The 21,265-nt window shown below is 64.1% G+C and carries 21 protein-coding genes and 1 tRNA gene; 14 read left to right on the top strand and 8 right to left on the bottom strand.

What is annotated here, in order from left to right; genetic code table 11:
• Window positions 1-7 precede the first annotated feature (7 nt).
• Window positions 8-1,966 carry a dynamin family protein gene (locus tag ACKVEX_RS06280; protein WP_473214843.1) on the top strand — a complete coding sequence of 653 codons (1,959 nt, stop codon included), beginning with the start codon at window positions 8-10 and terminating at the stop codon, window positions 1,964-1,966.
• A gap of 21 nt (window positions 1,967-1,987) precedes the next feature.
• Here the strand turns inward: ACKVEX_RS06280 and ACKVEX_RS06275 are convergent, their stop codons facing one another.
• The 5 genes from ACKVEX_RS06275 to ACKVEX_RS06255 are packed head-to-tail and all read right to left on the bottom strand — an operon-like array spanning window position 1,988 to window position 6,030.
• Window positions 1,988-2,242: a YfhL family 4Fe-4S dicluster ferredoxin gene (locus ACKVEX_RS06275; protein WP_473214842.1), complete on the bottom strand. Its 255-nt coding sequence runs from the start codon at window positions 2,240-2,242 to the stop codon at window positions 1,988-1,990.
• A gap of 12 nt (window positions 2,243-2,254) precedes the next feature.
• Window positions 2,255-2,746, bottom strand: coding sequence for a pantetheine-phosphate adenylyltransferase (gene coaD / locus ACKVEX_RS06270; RefSeq protein WP_473214841.1), 492 nt, complete (start codon window positions 2,744-2,746; stop codon window positions 2,255-2,257).
• Complete coding sequence (rsmD, locus tag ACKVEX_RS06265; RefSeq protein WP_473214840.1) at window positions 2,743-3,282, bottom strand: 16S rRNA (guanine(966)-N(2))-methyltransferase RsmD; 540 nt, start codon at window positions 3,280-3,282, stop codon at window positions 2,743-2,745. The genes coaD and rsmD overlap by 4 nt, the downstream gene beginning before the upstream one ends.
• Window positions 3,279-4,640 (bottom strand): M16 family metallopeptidase, encoded by a 1,362-nt coding sequence (locus tag ACKVEX_RS06260; RefSeq protein ID WP_473214886.1) that lies wholly within the window; start codon window positions 4,638-4,640, stop codon window positions 3,279-3,281. The genes rsmD and ACKVEX_RS06260 overlap by 4 nt, the downstream gene beginning before the upstream one ends.
• 19 nt (window positions 4,641-4,659) lie before the next feature.
• Entirely contained in the window at window positions 4,660-6,030 is a 1,371-nt protein-coding gene (locus tag ACKVEX_RS06255; RefSeq protein ID WP_473214839.1) for a M16 family metallopeptidase, read from the bottom strand.
• Window positions 6,031-6,180: 150 nt separating this feature from the next.
• Here ACKVEX_RS06255 and ftsY point away from each other — a divergent pair, with 150 nt between their 5' ends.
• From ftsY to ftsX, 3 genes are read left to right on the top strand one after another with little or no spacing between them, the layout of a single operon-like run.
• Window positions 6,181-7,287 (top strand): signal recognition particle-docking protein FtsY, encoded by a 1,107-nt coding sequence (ftsY, locus tag ACKVEX_RS06250; RefSeq protein ID WP_473214838.1) that lies wholly within the window; start codon window positions 6,181-6,183, stop codon window positions 7,285-7,287.
• Entirely contained in the window at window positions 7,284-7,946 is a 663-nt protein-coding gene (locus ACKVEX_RS06245) for a cell division ATP-binding protein FtsE (RefSeq protein WP_473214837.1), read from the top strand. The genes ftsY and ACKVEX_RS06245 overlap by 4 nt, the downstream gene beginning before the upstream one ends.
• Window positions 7,943-8,845 carry a permease-like cell division protein FtsX gene (gene ftsX, locus ACKVEX_RS06240; protein ID WP_473214836.1) on the top strand — a complete coding sequence of 301 codons (903 nt, stop codon included), beginning with the start codon at window positions 7,943-7,945 and terminating at the stop codon, window positions 8,843-8,845. The genes ACKVEX_RS06245 and ftsX overlap by 4 nt, the downstream gene beginning before the upstream one ends.
• Before the next feature lie 121 nt (window positions 8,846-8,966).
• Here the strand turns inward: ftsX and ACKVEX_RS06235 are convergent, their stop codons facing one another.
• Window positions 8,967-9,800 (bottom strand): ion transporter, encoded by an 834-nt coding sequence (locus ACKVEX_RS06235; RefSeq protein ID WP_473214835.1) that lies wholly within the window; start codon window positions 9,798-9,800, stop codon window positions 8,967-8,969.
• Window positions 9,801-9,968: 168 nt separating this feature from the next.
• On the opposite strand from ACKVEX_RS06235, the gene ACKVEX_RS06230 reads away from it, so the two are divergent.
• Window positions 9,969-10,256: a sll1863 family stress response protein gene (locus ACKVEX_RS06230; protein WP_473214834.1), complete on the top strand. Its 288-nt coding sequence runs from the start codon at window positions 9,969-9,971 to the stop codon at window positions 10,254-10,256.
• A 181-nt stretch (window positions 10,257-10,437) separates the two neighbouring features.
• Here the strand turns inward: ACKVEX_RS06230 and ACKVEX_RS06225 are convergent.
• Window positions 10,438-10,514, bottom strand: a tRNA-Met gene (locus ACKVEX_RS06225).
• A gap of 58 nt (window positions 10,515-10,572) precedes the next feature.
• On the opposite strand from ACKVEX_RS06225, the gene miaB reads away from it, so the two are divergent.
• From miaB to ACKVEX_RS06180, 9 genes are all read left to right on the top strand, one after another.
• Complete coding sequence (gene miaB / locus ACKVEX_RS06220) at window positions 10,573-11,910, top strand: tRNA (N6-isopentenyl adenosine(37)-C2)-methylthiotransferase MiaB (RefSeq protein WP_473214833.1); 1,338 nt, start codon at window positions 10,573-10,575, stop codon at window positions 11,908-11,910.
• Window positions 11,911-12,876 (top strand): PhoH family protein, encoded by a 966-nt coding sequence (locus tag ACKVEX_RS06215; RefSeq protein ID WP_473214832.1) that lies wholly within the window; start codon window positions 11,911-11,913, stop codon window positions 12,874-12,876. It abuts the gene before it with no gap.
• Entirely contained in the window at window positions 12,809-13,633 is an 825-nt protein-coding gene (gene ybeY / locus ACKVEX_RS06210; RefSeq protein ID WP_473214831.1) for an rRNA maturation RNase YbeY, read from the top strand. The genes ACKVEX_RS06215 and ybeY overlap by 68 nt, the downstream gene beginning before the upstream one ends.
• Before the next feature lie 79 nt (window positions 13,634-13,712).
• On the top strand, window positions 13,713-14,558 hold the full coding sequence (locus ACKVEX_RS06205; protein ID WP_473214830.1) for an HlyC/CorC family transporter: 846 nt from the start codon (window positions 13,713-13,715) through the stop codon (window positions 14,556-14,558).
• A complete protein-coding gene (gene lnt, locus ACKVEX_RS06200; protein ID WP_473214829.1) occupies window positions 14,558-16,033 on the top strand; it encodes an apolipoprotein N-acyltransferase in 1,476 nt (491 codons plus the stop codon). Before ACKVEX_RS06205 ends, lnt begins: the two co-directional genes overlap by 1 nt.
• An 88-nt stretch (window positions 16,034-16,121) precedes the next feature.
• Complete coding sequence (glyQ, locus tag ACKVEX_RS06195) at window positions 16,122-17,051, top strand: glycine--tRNA ligase subunit alpha (protein ID WP_473214828.1); 930 nt, start codon at window positions 16,122-16,124, stop codon at window positions 17,049-17,051.
• Window positions 17,051-19,141 carry a glycine--tRNA ligase subunit beta gene (gene glyS, locus ACKVEX_RS06190; RefSeq protein WP_473214827.1) on the top strand — a complete coding sequence of 697 codons (2,091 nt, stop codon included), beginning with the start codon at window positions 17,051-17,053 and terminating at the stop codon, window positions 19,139-19,141. Before glyQ ends, glyS begins: the two co-directional genes overlap by 1 nt.
• 51 nt (window positions 19,142-19,192) lie before the next feature.
• Window positions 19,193-19,726 (top strand): D-glycero-beta-D-manno-heptose 1,7-bisphosphate 7-phosphatase, encoded by a 534-nt coding sequence (gene gmhB, locus ACKVEX_RS06185; RefSeq protein ID WP_473214826.1) that lies wholly within the window; start codon window positions 19,193-19,195, stop codon window positions 19,724-19,726.
• A 52-nt stretch (window positions 19,727-19,778) separates the two neighbouring features.
• The gene (locus ACKVEX_RS06180) at window positions 19,779-20,501 is read left to right on the top strand and encodes a lysophospholipid acyltransferase family protein (RefSeq protein WP_473214825.1); all 723 of its coding nucleotides are present in this window, start codon (window positions 19,779-19,781) and stop codon (window positions 20,499-20,501) included.
• A 68-nt stretch (window positions 20,502-20,569) separates the two neighbouring features.
• On the opposite strand, the gene ACKVEX_RS06175 is transcribed toward ACKVEX_RS06180, so the two are convergent.
• Complete coding sequence (locus ACKVEX_RS06175) at window positions 20,570-21,133, bottom strand: phasin family protein (RefSeq protein WP_473214824.1); 564 nt, start codon at window positions 21,131-21,133, stop codon at window positions 20,570-20,572.
• Window positions 21,134-21,265 lie beyond the last annotated feature (132 nt).

Here is a 21,265-nt window from a genome sequence, read left to right as displayed (position 1 = left end):
GTCGAGCATGAGTCTTGCCGATCAATTCTCCGCCTATGCCCAGTGGCGTGATGGCGCCGCGACCTCGGTCGAGACGCTGCGCCGGTGGTTGACCCGCAATGATGTCAGCGATGCCCAGGCCGATCTGAGGCTGAGTTACGTGCTGGATCGTCTGCGCGAGGACAAGCTCACCGTGGCCTTCGTGGCCGAGTTCTCCCGCGGTAAGTCCGAATTGATCAATGCGATCTTTTTCTCCGATTTCGGTGACCGGGTGCTGCCCTCGAGCGCCGGACGCACGACCATGTGTCCGACCGAGCTTCAATGGTCGGCCGGCGCGAGCCCGGAGATTCGCCTGCTGCCGATTCGCTCGCGCCGGACCAGCGCCAGCGTCACCGAACTGAAGCGTTATCCGGACGAGTGGTTGATCCAGCCTCTGAATCCGTCGTCGGCCGAGGATCTGCGGACCGCACTCGCCCGTGTCGGCGAAACCGAGCGTGTCCCTGAGGGCGAGGCGGTTGCACTCGGGTTCCATGTAGATCCGCGCGGCGAGGCGGGGCTCAAGCCGGGTGCCGATGGGCTGGTGGAGATTCCGAGCTGGCGCCATGCGTCGATCCAGTTTCCGCATCCGCTGCTTGAGCAGGGCCTGATCGTGCTGGATACCCCGGGGCTGAATGCGATCGGTGCGGAGCCGGAGCTCACACTGTCGCTGCTGCCTAACGCGCATGCGGTGCTGTTCGTGCTGTCGGTGGATACCGGCGTCACACAGAGCGACCTCGCGGTCTGGCGGGAGTATGTACAGTCCGGACTCGGACATGGCAGGGGCAGTCTGGTGGCCCTCAACAAGATCGACGGATTGTGGGACGGACTGCGTGACGAGGATCGGATCGAACTCGAGATCCAGCGGCAGATCCGGCAGGTCGCTTCGACGCTCGATCTGCCCGAGCGCAATGTTTTTCCGGTTTCGGCACAGAAGGGACTGGTCGGCCGGATAAACGGCGATCAGGCCCTGGTCGAGCGCAGTCGTCTTCCTGCGCTCGAGCGGGCGCTGGCGCAGGATGTGCTGCCGACCAAGCAGCAGATCGTTCGGGACGGCACGATCGGAGAGGTGTCGGATGTGGCGCGTCAGACGCGCGAGCTGATCCTCGCCCGGCTCGGTGGTGTGCGCGAACAGCTCAAGGAACTGACCGATCTGCGGGGCAAGAACCAGAGCGTCATCGAATACATGATGCGCAAGATCCGGATGGAGAAGAATGAGTTCGAGCAGGGGCTGCAGAAGTACTATGCGGTGCGCAGCGTGTTTTCGAACCTGACCAATAATCTGCTGGCCCATCTCGGACTCGACGCGCTGCGGGACGAAACCCGTCGCACCCGGGATGCGATGCTGGAGTCGACCTTCACCAAGGGCCTGCGCGACGCGATGGAGGGCTTTTTCAAGCACCTGCGCTCGAATCTGGCCATGTCGTCGGACGAGATTCGCGAGATCACCACGATGCTCGATTCGATGTACCGCCGCTTCAGCGTGGAGCACGGGCTCAAGCTCACGCCGCCCGAGAGTTTTTCGACGCTGCGCTACGAGAAAGAGCTGGACCGGCTGGAGGCGGCTTTCAATCGTCAACTGAACACCACGCTGACGCTGGTGACGACCGAGAAGCATGCGCTGACCCAGCGATTTTTCGAGACGGTGGCGGTGCAGGCCAGGCGGACCTTCGAACTCGCGAATCGGGATGTCGAACACTGGCTGCGGGCCGTGATGGCGCCGCTCGAGACCCAGGTGCGCGAGTACCAGCTTCAGCTCAAGCGCAGGCTCGAAAGCGTGAAGCGCATCCATCAGGCGACCGACACGCTGGAGGAACGGGTGCAGGAGTTGTACCAGGCCGAAGCTTCGATGATGCAGCAACTGCAGGAGCTGGAGGCGATCGAGGCCCAGATTTCCGCTACGCTGGGCCTGCCCGCCGAGTCGCCCGAGACGCTGTCGACTGCAGCCTGACCCGGGCTTCCCAGGGTTCGATCAGCTTTCCTGATTGGTCAGCTTCAGAAATTTTTCCATTAGCTGTTCCTTGCTTTCGACCACGTCCGGGTTCAGCGGGATGCAGTCCACAGGACAGACCTGCTGGCATTGCGGCTCGTCGAAATGACCGACGCATTCGGTGCATTTGGACGGGTCGATCTCGTAGATTTCCTCCCCCTGGTAGATCGCACCATTGGGACATTCCGGTTCGCATACATCGCAATTGATGCATTCGTCGGTGATCATCAAGGCCATGTCGGCTCCTTTCTAGGGTTTCGGATCTATTTTCTGGTGCAGCCGGTCGAGCACGGCCGGCTGCACGAACTTGCTCACGTCCCCGCCGAGTTTGGCGATCTCGCGGACCATCGTGGCCGAGATGAACATGTACTCGTCTGCGGGCGTCATGAATATGGTTTCGACATCCGGGAAAAGCTTGCGGTTCATGCCGGCCATCTGGAACTCGTACTCGAAGTCGGAGGCCGCGCGCAGACCACGCAGGATGAGTCGCGCTTCGTTTACGCGCAGAAAATCCATCAGCAGTCCATCGAATCCGACGACCTCCACGTTCGGGAACGGCTTCAGGACCTCCCGGGCGATCTCGACCCTTTCGTCCAGCGCGAAGATCGGTGTCTTGCCGCGGCTCTCGGCGATGGCGACGACGACACGGTCGAACAACAGCGCGGCACGGCGCACCAGATCCTCATGGCCGCGCGTGAACGGGTCGAACGTTCCCGGATAGACCGCCACCGCTTCCTTCATTCGCCTTGTCCTCGCATCAGATGAAAATGAACCTGTCCTGCGCGGCCTGATCGTGTCGTCTTGAACTGCCCGAGCGATGCGAGCGCGGCTTCGGCCTCGACGTACAGCCAGCCTTCCGGCTTCAGGATCCTCTGCAGCCACGGTTCGATTCGCTCGATCCAGCCCTGGCCGTAAGGCGGGTCCAGAAACACGATGTCGAAGGGTAGCGTTGCAGACCGGACAAATTCTACCGCATCGCCACGAATTAACTCTACATGCGACGTCTGTAGGGTTTTTGCCGCATGTCGCAGCGCAGCGACTGCGGTCGGGTTGCGTTCGACCAGGGTCACCGCTGCGGCACCGCGCGATGCGGCTTCGAAGCCGAGGATGCCGGTGCCGGCAAACAGGTCGAGGCAGGTGAGGCCGTGCAGATCCTGTCCGAGCCAGTTGAACAGTGTCTCCCTCACCCGGTCAGGGGTGGGGCGCAGTCCCGGCACATCTGCAACGCCGAGGCGTCGCGAGCGCCATTGGCCCCCGACGATACGGACCTGGCTCAACGCGCGCCGGCTCCACCTTGAGCTGCGTCATCGCCGGTCGGACGGTCGCCGTCGCCGCCCGCTATGACGACAACCAGGTGTTCCGGCCGGATCCTGCGTGCAAACGCGTCCCTGATCGCGTCCGCGTCGACCGCCGCGACCCGCTCCGTGTAGGTTTCGAGCCAGTCCAGCGGCAGACGATAGAACCCGATCATCGCAACATGGTCGAGAATCTTGCTGTTCGCGTCCAGACGCAGGCCGAAGCCGTTGATGATATTGTCGCGCGCGGCCTGCACCTCGTCTTCGGTCGGCCCGTCGGCAATGAACTGGGCCAGGACTTCCTCGACCACGTCGAGCGCAGCCTCGGCCTGGCCGCCGCGAGTCTGCAGACCGATCTGGAATGGGCCGGCCACCTGATGCGGGTGGAAGAAACTGAACACGCTGTACGCGTACCCCCGTTTGTCGCGGACCTCCCGCGTCAGTCGAGACGTGAAGCCGCCGCCCCCGAGCACATGGTTGCCGACCAGCAGCGGATAGTAGTCGGGGTCTTCGCGGGCCATGCCCGGCATGCCGACCGCGACATGCGCCTGGGCGGAGGGGTGGGGGATGCGCTCGGTCACGCGCGGCGGCATCGCCGGTGGCATCAGGGCCGGCGGCGGATCGGCGTCCGGCAACGCGGCGGTGAGCATCTGCGCGATGCGCTCCGCCCCGGCCCGGTCGACGTCCCCGACGATGGTGACGGTCGCGTTGCGTGCGCCATAGTGGCTCTGATGGAAATCCACCAGATGCGCCCGCGTGATCCGGCCGAGCGACGTCTCGGTGGTCTCCTTGCCGTATGGGTGCGTCCCGAACACGGCCGCATTGAATGCGCGGGAGGCGAGCGTGGCCGGCCGAGTGAGCGCTTCGCGCAAGCCGGCGATGGCGCGATTGCGTTCGCGTTCCAGGATGTCGGCCGGGAAGGTCGGCCGGGCAAGCAACTGTGCGGCCAGCGCGAGTGCGGCCTCTCGTTCCGTTTCGCTGGACAGTGTGCGCACGGTGAGGCCGCTGCGGTCGCGATCGGTCCCGCCGCCGAATTGTGCGCCGGTGTCGGCGATCTGCTCCGAGATCGAATTCTCGTCCAGCCCCTGCGCACCGGTATCGAGCAGCGAACGGGTCATGGCAGCCAGCCCTTTCAGCTCCGGCGGATCGTAGGCGCTGCCCGCCGCGAAATCGATACGCGCGTCGATCATCGGAAGCGAACGACTCTCGACGAAGAACACGCGCGCGCCCGACTCGGATTCCCAATGCTGGATGTCCGGTCCGGCCCAGGTGACACCCGTTCCGGCCAGCATCGCGATTGCCAGGGTCCCCAACAGCTTGTATATCGCATCCACTCTCATCATGTCGATCTCGTTCCTGTCAGTGACGCAGTGCGGTAGAGGGCAGGCGGCGCGGCGCGCCCTCGGTCGGCAGTGGTGCGAGTTCGGCCCGGGTCAGCGTGGTGTCGTCGAAATACCTGGCGGCGACTGCCCGCACCTCGTCGGCGGTCACGCGTCGAATCCCCTCGAGCAAGGCCTCGTCGTCACGCCAGGACAATCCGACCGATTCGAGAAAGCCGATCTCCATCGCCTGTCCCATCAGAGAATCGCGTTTATACACCTGCGACGCGACCGCCTGGGTGCGAACCCGATGAAGCTCGTCCTCGTCGATGCCTTCCACCGCGATGTGAGCGATCTCGGCCCGCAAGGCGGCCTCCACCTCGGCGACGGTGCGCCCCTCGCTTGGCGACGCGGTCAGAGTGAACAGGGACGGGCCGCGTCCGCTGCCGCCGAAGCTCGCGCCGGCGGAAACCGCCACCTGACCTTCGCGGACCAGGCGTCGCGGCAGGCGCGCGCCGTCATAGCCGTCGAGCACTGCGGCGAGCACCTCCAGCGCGTAGACTTCGCGATCCTCGATCGGATCGCGCAATGTCGGGACGCGCCACGAAAGCGCGACGAAGGGCAGTTCGGCCGGTGCGCGTACCACGGTGTGGCGCGGACCCCGCTGGGGCGGTTCGTCGGTGATCCGGCGCGCCGGCAGCTCGCGTTTCGCGATCGGCCCGTAGTGTTGCCGAGCCAGTTCGAACACCGCTTCATGATCCACGTCGCCGACGACGACCAGCTTCGCGTTGTTCGGGGTGTACCAGTCGTCGTACCAGCGCTGGGCGTCGGCGAGGGTGTAGGCCTCGATGTCCGACATCCAGCCGATGATGGGTCGGCGATAGGGGTGGCCCTGGAAGGCCGTGGCCATCAGCTGTTCGAACACCAGTGCCCGCGGGTTGTCGTCGGTGCGCAGACGGCGTTCCTCCTTCACGACCTGGACTTCGGGCAGAAACTGCTCGTGCGCGAGCTGCAGATTGGTCATCCGGTCGGCCTCGAGCATCATCATCTGTCCGAGGTGCTCGGGCGGGATCTGCTGGAAATAGGCGGTGTAGTCCCGACCGGTGAAGGCATTGTCGCGCCCGCCGACGGCCGACACGCGGCGGTTGAACTCCCCCGGCCCGATGCTCTCGGTACCCTTGAACATCATGTGCTCCAGCATGTGTGCGATACCCGAGACGCCGTCCGGTTCATCCATCGCGCCGGCACCGTACCAGACCATGTGAACGACCGATGGAGCACGCCTGTCTTCCTTGACGATCACCTTCAGACCGTTGTCCAGGGTGGTTTCAAAAGGGTTGGCATGCAGTGTGCCGGCCAGCAACAGGCCGGAGACGAATACGCATGTATTGCTCGCGAGTTGGCGAATCATGGAGATGTCCTGCGTCTGGTAGAATTTGCGCCCAACGGGCCCTGTCCGGCGCACGCAGAGCGGGCTGAGGCGTTCGCCCCGTCCGCGCATCTTAGCGTCAATCCGTCCGGCACCCGTTCCTGAAGAACATTCACACAGACCCGAGTCGCCATGTTTGGTTTCCTGAAGAAGTCTCCCAAGCCCAAGTCCGAGCCGGAGCAGCTGCAACCGTCACCCATTGCAGACGAGGCGGTGGCCGATGCGCCAGCTGCGGAACAGCCGGCATCGGGCGAAACGGAAATGCGTGACCCGGCGGTCGAGCTTGCTCCGCAGCCCGCAACGCGACTTTCGTGGGCCGATCGTCTGAAGGCCGGACTCAGCCGCACCCGTCAGCAACTGGGGGGCGGGTTGGCCGGCCTGTTCGGTCGACGTCGGATCGACGAGGACCTGCTCGAGGAACTCGAGTCCACCTTGCTGATGGCCGACTGCGGCGTCGAAGCGACGCAACATCTGCTCGATCAGCTGCGCAAACGATGGAAACGCGACAAACTCGAGACCGCGGATCAGCTGCAACAGGCGCTGGCCCAGGGCTTGTTGGAAATCCTCGCGCCGCTGGAGCAACCACTGGATGTCGGCGGTCACTCCCCCTTCATCATCATGATCGCCGGCATCAACGGCTCGGGAAAGACGACATCGATCGGGAAGCTGGCCAAGTATTTTCAGGCGCAGGGCAAGAGCGTGCTGCTCGCGGCCGGCGACACCTTCCGCGCCGCTGCCCGCGAACAGTTGCAGACCTGGGGCGAGCGCAACAACGTGACCGTGGTCGCGCAGGCGTCCGGGGATTCGGCCGCCGTGATCTTCGACGCGGTCAATGCGGCCAAGGCGCGCGGCATCGACGTGGTGCTCGCGGACACGGCCGGCCGGTTGCCGACGCAGCTGCACCTGATGGAGGAGATCGCGAAGGTCCGCAGGGTCATCGGGAAGGCCGACCCGGGCGCGCCGCACGAGGTGTTGCTGGTGCTCGATGCCAACATCGGCCAGAACGCGCTGACCCAGGTCAAGGCGTTCGATGCCGCGATCGGCGTCACCGGCCTGGTGCTGACCAAGCTGGACGGCACCGCCAAGGGCGGGGTGGTCGCGGCGATCGCACGTCAGTCGCCCAAGCCGCTTCGCTTCATCGGGGTGGGTGAGGGCATAGACGACCTGCAGCCGTTCCGGGCGCGCGAGTTCGTCGATGCCTTGTTCGCCCGCACACCGGGTGCCGACGCCGACTCATGATCGTCTTCGACGAGGTCGTCAAGCGCTACCCGGGTAATTACGTTGCGCTGGCCGGCGTGAGTTTCGAGCTGCGACACGGCGAACTGGTCGTGTTGTCCGGACATTCCGGGGCGGGCAAGAGCACGCTGCTGAAGATGATTCCGGTGATCGAGCGTCCGACCGAGGGCGTCGTGCGCATCAACGACCAGGACGTGTCCCGCCTGCGACCCTCGGCCATCCCCTATCTGCGCCGCAGTCTCGGCCTGGTGCTGCAGGAGAGCCGCCTGCTGTTCGATCGCAACGTGTTCGACAACGTGATGCTTCCGCTGCTGATCACCGGCCACCCGCCGCGCGACGCAGCGCGCCGGGTGGCTGCCGCGCTGGAGCGGGTCGGGCTGGATGGTCGTGACCACGAGATGCCGGCCGCACTGTCCGGTGGCGAGCAGCAGCGGGTCGCGATCGCGCGGGCCATCGTGAACCGGCCGGCGATTCTGATCGCGGACGAGCCGACCGCGCATCTGGATGCCGCCTACGCGTCCGAGATCGCCGACCTGTTCAATTCCTTCAATCAGGCGGGCGTGACGGTGCTGGTGTCGACTCATGACGAGAACCTGTTCGCGCGCTACCGTCCGCGGCGACTGGCCCTGAGCAAGGGCATTCTGGTCGGGGACGCGCCATGATGAGATGGTTCGCTCTTCATGGCCGTGCGGCCCTGCAGGCGATCCGTCGACTCGTGCGGCAGCCGCTCGGGACGCTGCTCTCGGCGCTGGTGGTGGGCATCGCGTTGTCGCTGCCGGCGGCCGGTTATGTGTTGCTCGACAACGTCGCCACGCTAGCGCGTGGTGTGTCGGGCACCCCCGAGATCAGTATCTTCATGGACCGTCAGGCTGGTGCCGAACAGTTTGCCGCGCTCGAGCAACGCCTGCGGCGCGAGGCCAGTGTCGCCAGTTACCGGTTCGTGTCGCGCGACGATGCATTGCGCCATCTCGAACAGAGCGGCCTGGGTGACGTTCTCGGCGGGCTCTCGGCCAACCCTTTGCCCGATGCCTTCGTCGTGACCCCGCGCGGTGACGATCCGGAACTCTACGAGCGGCTCGAGGCGCGCTTCATCGAATGGGATGCGGTCGAGCATGTGCAGTTGGACTCCGCGTGGGTGAAGCGGCTCAATGCCCTGCTCGACCTGGGAAAGTCAGCGGTGCTGCTGCTCGCGGCCCTGCTCGGTTTCGCGTTGGTCATCGTGACCTTCAACACGATTCGTCTGCAGATTTTGACCCAGCGGCCAGAGATCGACGTGTCCCGTCTGCTCGGGGCGACCGATCCGTTCATCCGGCGCCCGTTCTACTGGTTCGGCAGTCTTCAGGGGTTGCTGGGTGGGCTGGTGGCGCTCGGCACCGTGTGGATGATGGTGCGCGCGCTCGGCTCGCCGGTCGAGGGGCTTGCCACCACCTACGGCGCGGTCTTCGTGCTGGCTGGACCCGGCGCCGCCGAAATCCTGGCGATCCTCGGCTTTGCGGCCTTTCTGGGATGGCTGGGCAGCGCCATTTCGGTTCGTCGCCATCTCGCCGAACGTTTGCGCTGACTCAAGCCCGATCGGGCGCTGCGGCGATCACGCGTGATCCGGGTCTGTCGCGATGCCTGTCGTCGCGAATGTTCCCCGCGCGAACGAGCTTGAAGCCGGTTCGACACGCACCGTCGCTGGATCAGGGCTGAAGTGGTCCTGGCGGGCGATCATGCGGGGCATGGGAGGTCTGCTCGCGTGAGCGCCGCAGTTCGCCCAGATCCTCCCGCAGCGCGCGCAATTCGTTCATCAGTTCCTGGTGATCGGTGGTGACCAGTGCGCGTGTCTCTTCCTGCTCCTGATGTTCGGTCACGCTCATCGCATCGACGACGATCGCGATGAACAGGTTCAGCACCGCGAAGGTGGTCAGCAGGATGAAGACGATGAAGAACATCCATGCCATCGGGTAGACGTCCATCACCGGGCGCACGATGCCCATCGACCACGACTCCAGCGTCATGACCTGGAACAGCGTGTAGAAGGACGCCCCCAGCGTGCCGAACCATTCGGGAAAGGATGCGCCGAAAAGCTTCGTCGACATCACCGCGGCGACATAGAACACCAGCAGCAGCAGCGTCAGCACCGAGGTCATGCCCGGGATGGCCTTGAGCAGGGCATTGACCACCTTGCGCATCGACGGGACGACCGACACCAGGCGCAGCGCACGCAGGATGCGCAGCGCGCGCAGCACCGCAAGGCCTTCACCGGTCGGCGCCAGCGTGATCGCCACCACCAGGAAGTCGAAAACGTTCCAGCCTTCGCGAAAGAAGTTGTGCCTATACACGATCAGCTTCAGCGCGATCTCGACCACGAATATCGCGAGCGCGATGCGGTCTAACATATACAGTAGCCCGCCTGCAGCCGCGACCGCAGTAGCCGATGTTTCGAGGCCGAGCGTGATCGCATTGATGATGATGACGCCGATCACGAAGCGGTGGAAACGGGAGGATTCGACGAGTTTCTGGAGGGCGATCATGGATGCGGAGTGCTGCGAACGACGGACGGTGATAGGAGTTCGGGTCGCGGCGATTCTAGCAGTCCTGGACCTTAGGGCCGCAGCCAGGAGTTCGGGAACGATGGCGTCATCGTCGCGTCAACCGACACACATGCCCTTGACACGGGCCGACTGAAGGAGAAAATCGAGATGAGCAGCCGTGAAGCTTATGTGCAGAAGATGAAGGCGAAGATCGATGAGTGGAATGCCGATATAGAGAAACTCGAGGCCAGGACAAGACAGGCCGAGGCCGGCATGAAGATAAAGTATGAGGAGCAGCTTGCCACGATGCGACAGCAGCGCGAGCATGCGCGTGAGAGGATGCGCGAACTCGAGGCCGCCAGCGAGGACGTGTGGGATAGCCTGCGTCACGGCATGGAATCGGCCTGGGACAGCATGTCGAAGGCCTTCAGGGACGCCGCCGATCGATTCAAGTGAGTGTCGTGTCCGCGCGGCCTCGGCTGCCTGCCGAGCAGTCGCGGGCTCGAGTGCCGAATCGATGGCCAATGATGTTCCTGTCCCGATGGAGCCCCCGTCCACCGCGCGGATCCTGCGCGGAGAACCTCGTCTCCGGCCATGACTGAAAAAGGGCTTGCATCGCTGCAAGCCCCTGAAGTCATGGTGGTGATGGGCGGAATCGAACCGCCGACCTATGGGTTATGAATCCATCGCTCTAACCGTCTGAGCTACATCACCAACAAGCCTGCTAATATAGCGGTTTTCAAAATAGAGCGTCAAGCAGGACGTGTCGCGAATGAAGAAACTTTACATCCGTACTTTCGGATGCCAGATGAACGAGTACGACTCCGACAAGATGGCGGACGTGCTTCGCGCTCAAGGTCCGCTCGAGAAGACCGACAATCCGGAAGAGGCGGATGTGATCCTGTTCAATACCTGCTCGGTGCGCGAGAAGGCGCAGGAGAAGGTGTTCCACGATCTGGGCCGGGTCAAGCATCTCAAGCAGGCCAATCCGGACCTGATCATCGGCGTCGGTGGGTGCGTGGCCAGCCAGGAGGGCGACGCGATCGTCGCGCGCGCGCCCTATGTCGACCTCGTGTTCGGGCCGCAGACGCTGCACCGCCTGCCGCAGTTGATCGCCGAGCGGCAGCGCAGCGGTCGTTCCCAGGTCGACATTTCATTCCCGGAGATCGAGAAGTTCGACAATCTGCCGCCGGCCCGGGTCGAGGGCGCGAGCGCGTTCGTGTCGATCATGGAAGGCTGCTCCAAGTACTGCACCTTCTGCGTCGTTCCGTACACACGGGGCGAAGAGGTGTCGCGCCCGCTCGACGACATCCTGACCGAGATCGCCGGTCTGACCGAACAGGGTGTCAAGGAGATCACCTTGCTCGGACAGAACGTCAATGCCTGGCGGGGCGAGATCACGCGGCATGGCGGCGAGCTCGGCGACTTCGCCTTCCTGCTCGAATGTGTCGCCGAGATTCCCGGGGTCGAGCGCCTGCGCTACACCACCTCGCACCCGCGCGAGATGACGCAGCGCGTGTTCGACGCCTACGAGAAGATCCCCAAGCTGGTCGGCCACCTGCACCTGCCGGTGCAGTCCGGATCGGACCGGGTGCTGGCCGCGATGAAGCGGGGCTATTCGGTGCTCGAATACAAGTCGGTGGTCAGGAAGCTCAGGGCGGCTCGCCCGGATCTCTCGCTGTCGTCCGACTTCATCGTCGGCTTTCCGGGCGAGACCGAGGAGGACTTCGACAAGACCATGCGCCTGATCGACGAGGTGGGCTTCGATTTCTCGTTCAGCTTCGTCTACAGTGCCCGACCGGGGACGCCGGCTGCCGACCTGGACGATCCGGTGCCGCAGCAGACCAAGCTGCGCTGGTTGTCACGCCTGCAAAAGCGCATCGAGGAACAGGCGATGGCGATCAGCGAAGCGATGGTCGGGCGGACGGAGCGGATCCTGGTCGAGGGTCATTCGCGCAAGAATCCGGCCGAACTGGCCGGGCGAACCGAGAACAACCGGGTGGTCAATTTCGCCGCGAATGCGCGCCTGATCGGGGCATTCGTCGATGTGCGCATCACTGCAGCGTTGCCGCACAGCCTGCGCGGCGAGATCGTGACACGGGAGTCCTGAATGGCACGTCCGACCGAAGTGGTGCTGGAGCCGGCCGACAACGAGCGGCTCGCGAATCTGTGCGGTGCGCTGGACGAGAACCTGCGGCAGATCGAGTCTGCGTTCGACGTCAGTATCGTGCGCCGCGGGGAGCGCTTCAAGCTTACCGGTCAGCCCGCGCAGTCGCAGCTGGCGGCCAAAGCCCTGCATGCGTTCTACGAGCAGGCGAACCAGCATCTGAGCCTGGACGACATCCAGCTCGGGCTGGTCGAACTGGCCAGCCGCAAGCAGGCCGGTTCGGCCGCGCCGGCCTTGCTCACCCGCAAGACCGAACTGCACGGCCGCACGCCGCGACAGGTCGAGTACCTCACCTATATCCAGTCGCATGACATCACCTTCGGTGTGGGTCCGGCGGGAACCGGCAAGACCTATCTCGCGGTGGCGTCCGCTGTGGATGCGTTCGAACGTGAACTGGTCGAGCGTATCATCCTGACGCGCCCCGCGGTCGAGGCGGGCGAGCGGCTCGGCTTCCTGCCGGGGGATCTGGCGCAAAAGGTCGATCCCTACCTTCGGCCCCTGTACGACGCGCTCTACGACCTGATGGGCTTCGAGCGTGTGACCAAACTGTTCGAGCGCGGCAGCATCGAGGTCGCACCGCTGGCCTTCATGCGCGGACGCACGCTCAATCACGCGTTCATCATCCTCGACGAGGCGCAGAACACCACGCCCGAGCAAATGAAGATGTTCCTGACCCGGATCGGGTTCGGTGCCAAGGCGGTGATCACCGGGGACGTCACGCAGATCGATCTTCCCAAGGGAAATCGCAGCGGTCTGCTCGAGGCTCGCGAGGTGCTGGCCGCGGTCAGGGGCATCGCCTTCACCGAGTTCGGACTGGAGGATGTGGTGCGACATCCGCTGGTTGCGCGAATCGTCGAAGCCTATGACAAGGCCTCCGCGGCTGCGCCGAAAGCTTCCGGCGCGAACTGAAATCATGGCCAAAGACAAACGCGGCATCAAAGTACGGGCAACCGACCGGCACGGCGCGGTAGAGCAGCTGCGGGCGGAATGCCTCGAACTGGAATTCGAAACGGGTCGCCGCCTGACGATCCGTCTGTGCGGCGGAAATGAACCCGCACTGGAAATCGTTGCAGACGAGGAGGGTGGGGCGCCTGTACTGTCGGTTTCATCGATCGCGGACAATGCGATCCGAGTTGCATTGCTTTCCGTTGAGCCCGCCCTGGCGCTACCTGCCGCAATGCCGACGCCGATGCTGCAGTTGCGGGTGCAGAAGGCCCTGAGTGAAGACGAGCGGGGCGTGGCCCCGCGCAAACACCGTATTCGTCGCTGGGCCCGCGCCGCATTGCTCGAACACGATGCGGACGTCACGATCAGGCTGGTCGGCGAGACCGAGGGGCGAGCCTTGAATCGGGATTATCGCGGCAAGGATCATGCGACCAATGTGCTGACTTTCAGCTATCGCGACGGCGAGGCCCCGGTCGCGCAGCGGCAGGGCCTGCTCCAGGGCGATCTGGCCCTGTGCGTTCCGGTCGTGGTGCGCGAAGCCGGTGACCAGGGCAAGGAACTGGATGCGCATTTCGCCCACCTTGTGGTCCATGGTATGCTGCACTTGCAGGGATATGATCACGAGCGTCCGGACGAGGCCGAGGCCATGGAGGCGCTTGAAGTCGATATCCTTCAGACGCTCGGATACGGCAATCCATACGAAGCGAAGCGTGAGCCTTGAGGACCGAGGCTTTGGGAGCGGGCCCCTGTGGCGTCTGACATCTGGTCCCAAAGCCTCGTTCTTCAGCCACAAAGCTTAAATGGACAGTCCCTCGGGCAAACCGTCATTACTCGAACGACTTTCGGCCCTTCTCTCGCGCGAACCGGAAGATCGTGAAGACCTCCTCGCGCGACTTCGCTCGGCCTGTGACCGTAACCTGATCGATGCCGATGCGCTCTCGATCATCGAGGGCGCGTTGCAGATGTCGGACATGAACGTCAGCGAAGTGATGATTCCGCGGGCGCAGATGGACGTGATCCATCTGACCGACTCGGTCGAGAGGATCGTCTCCTTCGTGGTGGACACCGCGCACTCCCGCTTTCCGACCGTTGGCGAAAACAAGGATGATGTCGTCGGCATTTTTCTGGCCAAGGACCTGCTCCGGTATTACGCCGGGCGAGAGTTCGACCTGCGCGACATGCTGAGACCCGCCGTGTTCGTGCCGGAGTCCAAACGCCTGAACGTGCTGCTGCGCGAGTTTCGGGTCAGTCGAAATCACATGGCGATCGTCGTAGATGAGTACGGCGGCGTGGCCGGCCTGGTGACGATCGAGGACGTGCTCGAGCAGATCGTCGGCGACATCGAGGACGAGTACGACTTCGACGAGGCCGGCGACAGCATCAAGCTCGACCAGAACGGACGCTACCGGGTCAAGGCGACGACCGAGATCGCCGATTTCAATCACGCCTTCACCACTGCGTTCAGTGATGAGGATGTCGATACGATCGGTGGTCTGGTGATCCGCCACCTCGGGCGCCTGCCCAAACGGGGCGAGGTCATCACGCTGGACGGTCTGAAGATCCAGGTGATGCGTGCCGACAGCCGCAGGGTGCACACGTTGCTGGTCGAACGCGCGCTCCCCGTCGTGCAGACGCCCGGCGATTGATGCGCCCGGCCTGGCTTGCTGCAGCGCTGGCCGGCGCCTGCTCGGTTCTCGCGTTCTCGCCATTCGATGTGTTCGTGCTGGCCTTCGCGAGCCTGGCCGTGCTGTTCCTGTTGTTGCGGCGCGCAGTCGATGTACGCAGCGGATTCGTGCTGGGCTTGGCGTGGGGTATGGGGGCCTTTCTGGCCGGCGTGTCCTGGCTCTATATCGCGCTGAATCGCTACGGGGGCGTGCCGATGCCGGTCGCGGCGCTGGCGATCGCGATTTTCTGCGCCTATCTTGCACTCTATCCGGGCCTGGTCGGCGCGGCGTTCGTGCGGCTGCGGCGCACATCGGGCAGATCGCAGGCGCTGCTGTTCGCCGGTTTGTGGGTCCTGGCCGAACTCGCGCGCGGCTGGGTGTTCACCGGGTTTCCGTGGCTTGCGATCGGGTACTCGCAGACACCGCCGAGCCCGTTTGCGGGCTGGTTCGCCGTGGTCGGTGTCTACGGGGTCGGCGGTCTGGTGGCCCTGGTCTCGGCCCTGCTGGTGCTCGTGCCGTGGCGGCGTGCCGGCATCGCGCTGCCGGCGTTGCTGCCGGTCGTGATGCTGATCGGGATCGGGCTCGGTCTGGGGCGGATCGCATGGACCGATCCGGTGGGGGCGCCGCTGCGCGTGGTGCTCGCGCAGACCAACATCGAACAAGGACTCAAATGGCAACCTGAAATGCTCGACGAATGGCTCGGCGTCAACGCGCGCATGGCCGGCGGTCATGATGCCGATCTGGTGGTGTTGCCGGAGACTTCGCTCCCGCTGCTGGTCGAACACCTCCCGGACGGTTATCTCGATCTGCTGCGAACGCAGGCGCGACGGCGAAATGGCGATCTCATCGTCGGCGTGTTCTCGCGTGACGCTGAGGGGCGGATCTACAATGCAGCGATCAGCCTCGGGGTGTCCGCTCCCCAGTTTTACGCGAAGCAGCATCTGGTGCCGTTCGGCGAGTACTCGCCGCCCTTGTTCGGCTGGTTCTATCGATGGGCCGACATTCCGATGTCGGATCAGACCCCTGGTGCCGGAGCGGCGCCGATGAAATTCGGCGATCAGCTCATCGCGATCAACATCTGCTACGAGGATTTGTTCGGTCGCGCGTTACTACCCAACCTGCCCGATGCGACGCTGATGCTGAATCTGTCCAACCTGGCCTGGTATGGCCATTCGCTGGCACAGCCACAGCATCTGCAGATCGCGCGGGTCAGGGCGATCGAAACCGGCCGGCCGATGCTGCGCTCGACCAACACCGGCATGACGGCGCTGGTGATGCCCGACGGGCGGGTGGATGCCCTGCTGCCGCAGTTCGTGCGGGGTGCGCTCGCGGTCGAGGTGCGCGGCTATCAGGGCATGACCCCTTACGCGCGCTGGGGCGATCTGCCCGCGCTTGTGCTGGCGCTCGCTGCGCTGGTCGCGGGCGGGCTGGCCGCTGCCGTTGGCCGACCGGATTGATCGGCGCGACGCCCGGCTGGGCAGATTCTTCGACCGACGCGCTGAAAGCCAGTAAAATCGATACTTTTGCTTCGCCGTCAAACGGACCATGTCACACACCAAACCGACTTTCCAGCAGATTATCCAGACGCTGCAGCAATACTGGGGCGATCATGGCTGCGTACTGATGCAGCCGATCGACCTCGAGGTCGGCGCCGGGACTTCGCATGTCGCGACCTGTCTGCGCGCGATCGGACCGGAGCCGTGGAATGCGGCCTATGTGCAGCCTTCGCGTCGTCCGAAGGACGGTCGTTATGGCGAGAATCCGAACCGGCTGCAGCACTACTACCAGTATCAGGTGGCGCTGAAGCCATCGCCGCCGAACATCCAGGAACTCTATCTGGATTCGCTGCGTGCGCTCGGCATCGATCCGGCCGTGCACGACATCCGCTTCGTCGAAGACGACTGGGAGAATCCGACGCTGGGGGCCTGGGGGCTCGGTTGGGAAGTCTGGCTCGATGGCATGGAGGTCACCCAATTCACGTACTTCCAGCAGGTCGGCGGCCTGGACTGCAGGCCGGTGCTGGGTGAGATCACGTACGGGCTGGAACGGCTGGCGATGTACCTGCAGGGCGCCGAGAACGTCTATGACCTGATCTGGACCGTCTATCCGGACGGCACCGAGGTGAGCTACGGTGACGTCTACCATCAGAACGAGGTCGAGCAGTCCCGTTACAACTTCGAGTTCGCGAATATCGAGTTTCTGTTCGGGCTTTTCGGCAATTACGAGTCCGAGGCGCGTCGCCTGACCGAGGCCGGGCTGGTCCTGCCGGGCTACGAGATGGTGCTGAAGGCGGGCCACACCTTCAATCTGCTCGACGCGCGCGGCGCGATTTCGGTCACCGAGCGTGCTGCCTACATCGGTCGCATTCGCAATCTGTCGCGTGCGGTCGCCCAGGCCTATCACGCGTCGCGGGAGGCGCTGGGCTTTCCGCTGCTCCGAACGAATGTCGGGCACGATCTGGGGGAGACTGCCTGATGACGCATGCTGCCGTGCTGGTCGAACTGCTGACCGAGGAACTCCCGCCCAAGGCCTTGCCGCGACTCGGCGAGGTGTTCGCGAAGACGATCGTCGACGGCCTGAGGCGCCACGGACTGGTTGCGGTCGACGGCCGATTCAATGGCTATGCCGCACCGCGCCGGCTTGCGGTCACCGTTCCGGGGGTCCTGGCCCAGGCGCCGTCGCGCGATGTGACCGACAAGATCATGCCGGTACAGGTCGCGTTCGATGCTGCCGGACGACCCAGTTCCGCGCTGCTGAAGAAGCTCGAAGCCAGGGGTATCCCGCTCGAGCGTATCGCCGACTTCGAGCGCCGGCAGGACGGCAAGGCCGAAGCGCTGTTCTATACACGTGCCGAACCCGGCGCCCGGCTCGTTGATGTGCTCGCAGGAATCGTCGCGGACGCGGTCAAGGCGTTGCCCATTCCCAAACTGATGCGCTGGGGGGCGAGCGACGTGCAGTTCGTGCGTCCGGTGCACAGGCTGGTAATGATGCATGGGCCGGATGTCGTGCCGGGCCGGGTGCTCGGGCTGGAGTCCGGCCGGATCACGCTGGGGCACCGATTCATGAGCCGCGGCGAGATCGAGCTGGCGACCGCCGAAGCCTATGAGCCGACGCTGCTGGCCGAAGGCAAGGTGGTGCCGGATTTCGCCGCACGGCTGGCCGAAATCGAGCGCCTGCTGCTCGCCGAGGCCGGGCGGCAGGGGGCTTCGCTGGGCGAGTATCGGGATCTGCTGGAAGAGGTCGCTGCACTGGTCGAACATCCCAGCGTCTATGCCGGCGAATTCGAACCCGAGTATCTCGCCGTCCCGCAGGAGTGCCTGATCCTGACGATGCGGGCCAATCAGAAGTACTTTCCGCTGTTCGACGAAAATGGAAAACTGCTCAACCGGTTTCTGATCGTGTCCAACATGCGTGTGGCCGATCCGTCCCACATCATCCAGGGCAACCAGCGTGTGGTCAGACCGCGACTGGCCGATGCCCGTTTCTTCTTCGAGCAGGATCGCAGGCATACGCTGGAAAGCCGTCTGGCACGGCTCGCGCCGGTGGTCTATCACAACAGACTGGGCAGTCAGTTCGACCGGGTTGCCCGACTGGAGCGGCTGGCCGGCCTGATCGCATCCCGTCTGCATGCCGATGTTCCAGCGGCCAGCCGGGCCGCGCGGCTTGCAAAAGCCGATCTGGTCACCGAGATGGTCGGGGAATTTCCGGAGCTGCAGGGTGTGATGGGTCGGTACTACGCACGCCACGACGGCGAGACGGATGTCGTCGCTGACGCGATCGCGGAGCATTACCTGCCGCGCTTTGCGGGTGACCGGCTGCCGGTCGGCAACGTTGCGCTCGCGGTGTCGCTGGCGGACAAGCTCGATGCGTTGGTCGGTTTTTTCGGGATCGGTCAGGTCCCGACCGGCGACAAGGATCCGTTCGGCCTGCGCCGCGCCGCCCTCGGGGTGCTGCGGATGCTGATCGAGGCGCCGCTGCCGCTCGACCTGGCCGAGCTTATCGACGACGCGGCCGCGGGTTTCGCGCCCGGTCTGCTGGCGAATGACGGTTTCCGGACCATCCTGCTCGACTTCATGTTCGAACGCCTGCGCAACCAGTTGCGCGATGCCGGGCACGCTGTCGATGTTGTGGACGCGGTGCTGGCGCTGCGTCCGACGCGCGTCGATGTGGTGCCGGCCAAACTGGAGGCCGTGGTTGCGTTTCGTGCGCTGCCGGAGGCAGAGGCGCTCGCAGCGGCGAACAAGCGTATCGTCAACCTCCTCCGGAAGGCGGATGATGCGCTGCCGGAACTCGATGTCGCGTTGCTGCAGCAAGACGCGGAGAAGGCCCTGGTGCACAAGGTCGTCGAGGTCGCGCCGCTGGTCCGTTCGCATGTCGACAACGAAAACTACACCGAGGCATTGGTGGTGCTTGCGGGTCTGCGCGTCGAGGTTGACAGCTTTTTCGATTCGGTAATGGTCATGGTCGACGAACCGCTGCTGCGCCGCAATCGCCTGGCCCTGCTGAGCAGGCTTGCCGGGATGATGAATCGCGTGGCCGACCTCTCCCGTCTTTCGACCAACTGATCACCGGGCCGGTACTCATCGACCGGACGGTGCTGCTACGGGGCGCGAAGCATGAAACTCATCATCCTCGACCGCGATGGCGTGATCAACCACGACTCCGATCAGTTCATCAAGTCGCCGGACGAATGGAAGCCGATCGACGGTTCACTCGAGGCTATCGCCCGACTGAATCAGTGGGGCTGGCGTGTCGTGATTGCGTCGAACCAGTCGGGCATCGGGCGTGGTCTGTTCGGCATGGACACGCTGAACGCCATCAACGACAAGATGATCAAGACTCTGGCGCAGGTTGGCGGGCGTCTGGATGCGATCTTCTTCTGCCCGCATCCGGCCGATTCGACCTGTGATTGTCGCAAGCCCAAGCCGGGCATGTTCATACAGATCGCCGAGCGCTTCAATTTGGATCTAGCGGGTGTGCCGGCGGTCGGCGACAGTCTGCGCGACCTGCAGGCAGGCATCGCGGTGGGCTGCAAGCCCTATCTGGTGCTCACCGGCAAGGGACAGAAGACCAGCGCAGACCCGGAGCTGCCCCCCGGCACGCTGATCCGTGCCGATCTCGCCAGTGTCGTCGCCGACCTCCTCGTCTGAGTCGCGGTCATCGCACAGTCGGCCCGTCCAACTGCCGGACCCAAAATAAGCCATGATCTTCCTTCGTTCCTTTCTGTTCGCCGTGGTGCTGGTCATCACGACCCCTCCGTACGCACTTTTCGGCTTTCTGACCTTTCCGTTCCGCCCGCTCACCCGCTACCGGATCATGACATCGTGGACCAGGCTGGTGCTGTGGTTTGTGTGGCACCTGCTGGGGATTCGTTACAAGGTCATCGGTCGCGAGAACATTCCGGCCGAGCCTGCGGTGGTGCTGTGCAAACACCAGTCGGCCTGGGAAACCCTGGCCCTGCAGGCACTGTTCCCGCAGATCAGCTTCGTGTTGAAGCGCGAGCTGCTGAAGGTGCCGTTCTTCGGCTGGGGGCTGGCGCAGTTGCCCAACATCGCGATCGACCGGGCGGCGGGCAAGGACGCGCTGAGCCAGGTACTCGAGCAGGGCAGGAAGTGCCTCGACGAGGGCTTCTGGGTGGTCGTTTTTCCGGAGGGCACGCGCGTGCCTGTCGGTGCGAAGCGGCGCTTCAAGCCGGGCGGCGCGTGGCTGGCGCATCATGCCGGGGTCCCGGCCGTGCCGGTGGCCCACAACGCCGGCGAGTTTTGGCGCCGCAATGCATTTGTGAAGCGCCCGGGCGAGATCAGCGTCAGCATCGGGCCGCCGATCGATACCGCCGGTCTTGAACCCGCGGAAGTGAATGCCCGGGTCGAACAATGGATCGACGCCGAGATGCACCGGCTCTTTCCGCACCATTTTCGTTCTTGAATCGAACCTGGCGTGCACACAAGAAACCCCGCCTTGGCGGGGTTTCTTGTTTCGACTGACTGGCTGAATCAGGCAGCTTTCTTGGCCGGGGCGACCTTGGCAGCGGTACCGACGGCCTTGACGGTCGCGTTGGTCGCGGCGGTCACGTTGGCTTCGGCGATCTCGGCAACCTGCTTGGCAGCCTTGCTGACGCTGTCGTAGGCGCTGTTGGCCGCAGCGATCGCGGACTTGACAGCGGCAACGGCGACGTCGGAACCAGCCGGAGCGGACTTGGCGGCCTTGTCGAGCGCAGCGGCCAGGTTCTTGTTCATCTCGGCGACCTGGGTTTCGACCAGCTTGGAGACTTCTTCCTGGCTCTGGGTCGCGATTTCGTAGACGCTACGGTTGTAGGCGACGGCTTTCTCGACCAGCGGCTGCGCGAAGGCGGTCTGCAGGTTGATCAGTTCCTGAACGTCCTTGGCGCCGAGCAGGGCCTTGGTGTTCGCGATGGACTCTTCCAGCAGCGTGCGGGCGGTGTTCAGATTCAGAGCGGCAAGACGCTCGACGTTGGCGAAAGCGGTATTCGCAACGGTCAGTGCGGTTTCGATGTTGGCTTTGTTGGAAGCGGCGAATTGTTCGGGCGTGGCAAACATGTAGATCTCCTGATGATGATGACAGTGTTGAAGCGGGTTTTGCAGCATCCGCACCGTACTTGTTGCGCTGCAGCATGGATCGAATTATAGGGACTCTGTTCGCGTTGTCAAGCGATATTTGGTGCGGCGCAC

The sequence above is a fragment of the Denitraticella aggregata genome, from assembly GCF_048158365.1.
Taxonomy (GTDB): Bacteria; Pseudomonadota; Gammaproteobacteria; order Burkholderiales; family Rhodocyclaceae; genus Azoarcus_F.
This window is presented reverse-complemented; position numbering and strand designations above follow the sequence as displayed.

Coding starts and splice junctions, on each gene's coding strand:
- ACKVEX_RS06280 (WP_473214843.1), top strand. CDS start 8: ATGAGTCTTGCCGATCAATTCTCCGCCTATGCCCAGTGGCGTGATGGC.
- ACKVEX_RS06275 (WP_473214842.1), bottom strand. CDS start 2,242: ATGGCCTTGATGATCACCGACGAATGCATCAATTGCGATGTATGCGAA.
- coaD (WP_473214841.1), bottom strand. CDS start 2,746: ATGAAGGAAGCGGTGGCGGTCTATCCGGGAACGTTCGACCCGTTCACG.
- ACKVEX_RS06260 (WP_473214886.1), bottom strand. CDS start 4,640: ATGAGAGTGGATGCGATATACAAGCTGTTGGGGACCCTGGCAATCGCG.
- ACKVEX_RS06255 (WP_473214839.1), bottom strand. CDS start 6,030: ATGATTCGCCAACTCGCGAGCAATACATGCGTATTCGTCTCCGGCCTG.
- ftsY (WP_473214838.1), top strand. CDS start 6,181: ATGTTTGGTTTCCTGAAGAAGTCTCCCAAGCCCAAGTCCGAGCCGGAG.
- ACKVEX_RS06245 (WP_473214837.1), top strand. CDS start 7,284: ATGATCGTCTTCGACGAGGTCGTCAAGCGCTACCCGGGTAATTACGTT.
- ftsX (WP_473214836.1), top strand. CDS start 7,943: ATGATGAGATGGTTCGCTCTTCATGGCCGTGCGGCCCTGCAGGCGATC.
- ACKVEX_RS06235 (WP_473214835.1), bottom strand. CDS start 9,800: ATGATCGCCCTCCAGAAACTCGTCGAATCCTCCCGTTTCCACCGCTTC.
- ACKVEX_RS06230 (WP_473214834.1), top strand. CDS start 9,969: ATGAGCAGCCGTGAAGCTTATGTGCAGAAGATGAAGGCGAAGATCGAT.
- miaB (WP_473214833.1), top strand. CDS start 10,573: ATGAAGAAACTTTACATCCGTACTTTCGGATGCCAGATGAACGAGTAC.
- ACKVEX_RS06215 (WP_473214832.1), top strand. CDS start 11,911: ATGGCACGTCCGACCGAAGTGGTGCTGGAGCCGGCCGACAACGAGCGG.
- ACKVEX_RS06205 (WP_473214830.1), top strand. CDS start 13,713: ATGGACAGTCCCTCGGGCAAACCGTCATTACTCGAACGACTTTCGGCC.
- lnt (WP_473214829.1), top strand. CDS start 14,558: ATGCGCCCGGCCTGGCTTGCTGCAGCGCTGGCCGGCGCCTGCTCGGTT.
- glyQ (WP_473214828.1), top strand. CDS start 16,122: ATGTCACACACCAAACCGACTTTCCAGCAGATTATCCAGACGCTGCAG.
- glyS (WP_473214827.1), top strand. CDS start 17,051: ATGACGCATGCTGCCGTGCTGGTCGAACTGCTGACCGAGGAACTCCCG.
- gmhB (WP_473214826.1), top strand. CDS start 19,193: ATGAAACTCATCATCCTCGACCGCGATGGCGTGATCAACCACGACTCC.
- ACKVEX_RS06180 (WP_473214825.1), top strand. CDS start 19,779: ATGATCTTCCTTCGTTCCTTTCTGTTCGCCGTGGTGCTGGTCATCACG.
- ACKVEX_RS06175 (WP_473214824.1), bottom strand. CDS start 21,133: ATGTTTGCCACGCCCGAACAATTCGCCGCTTCCAACAAAGCCAACATC.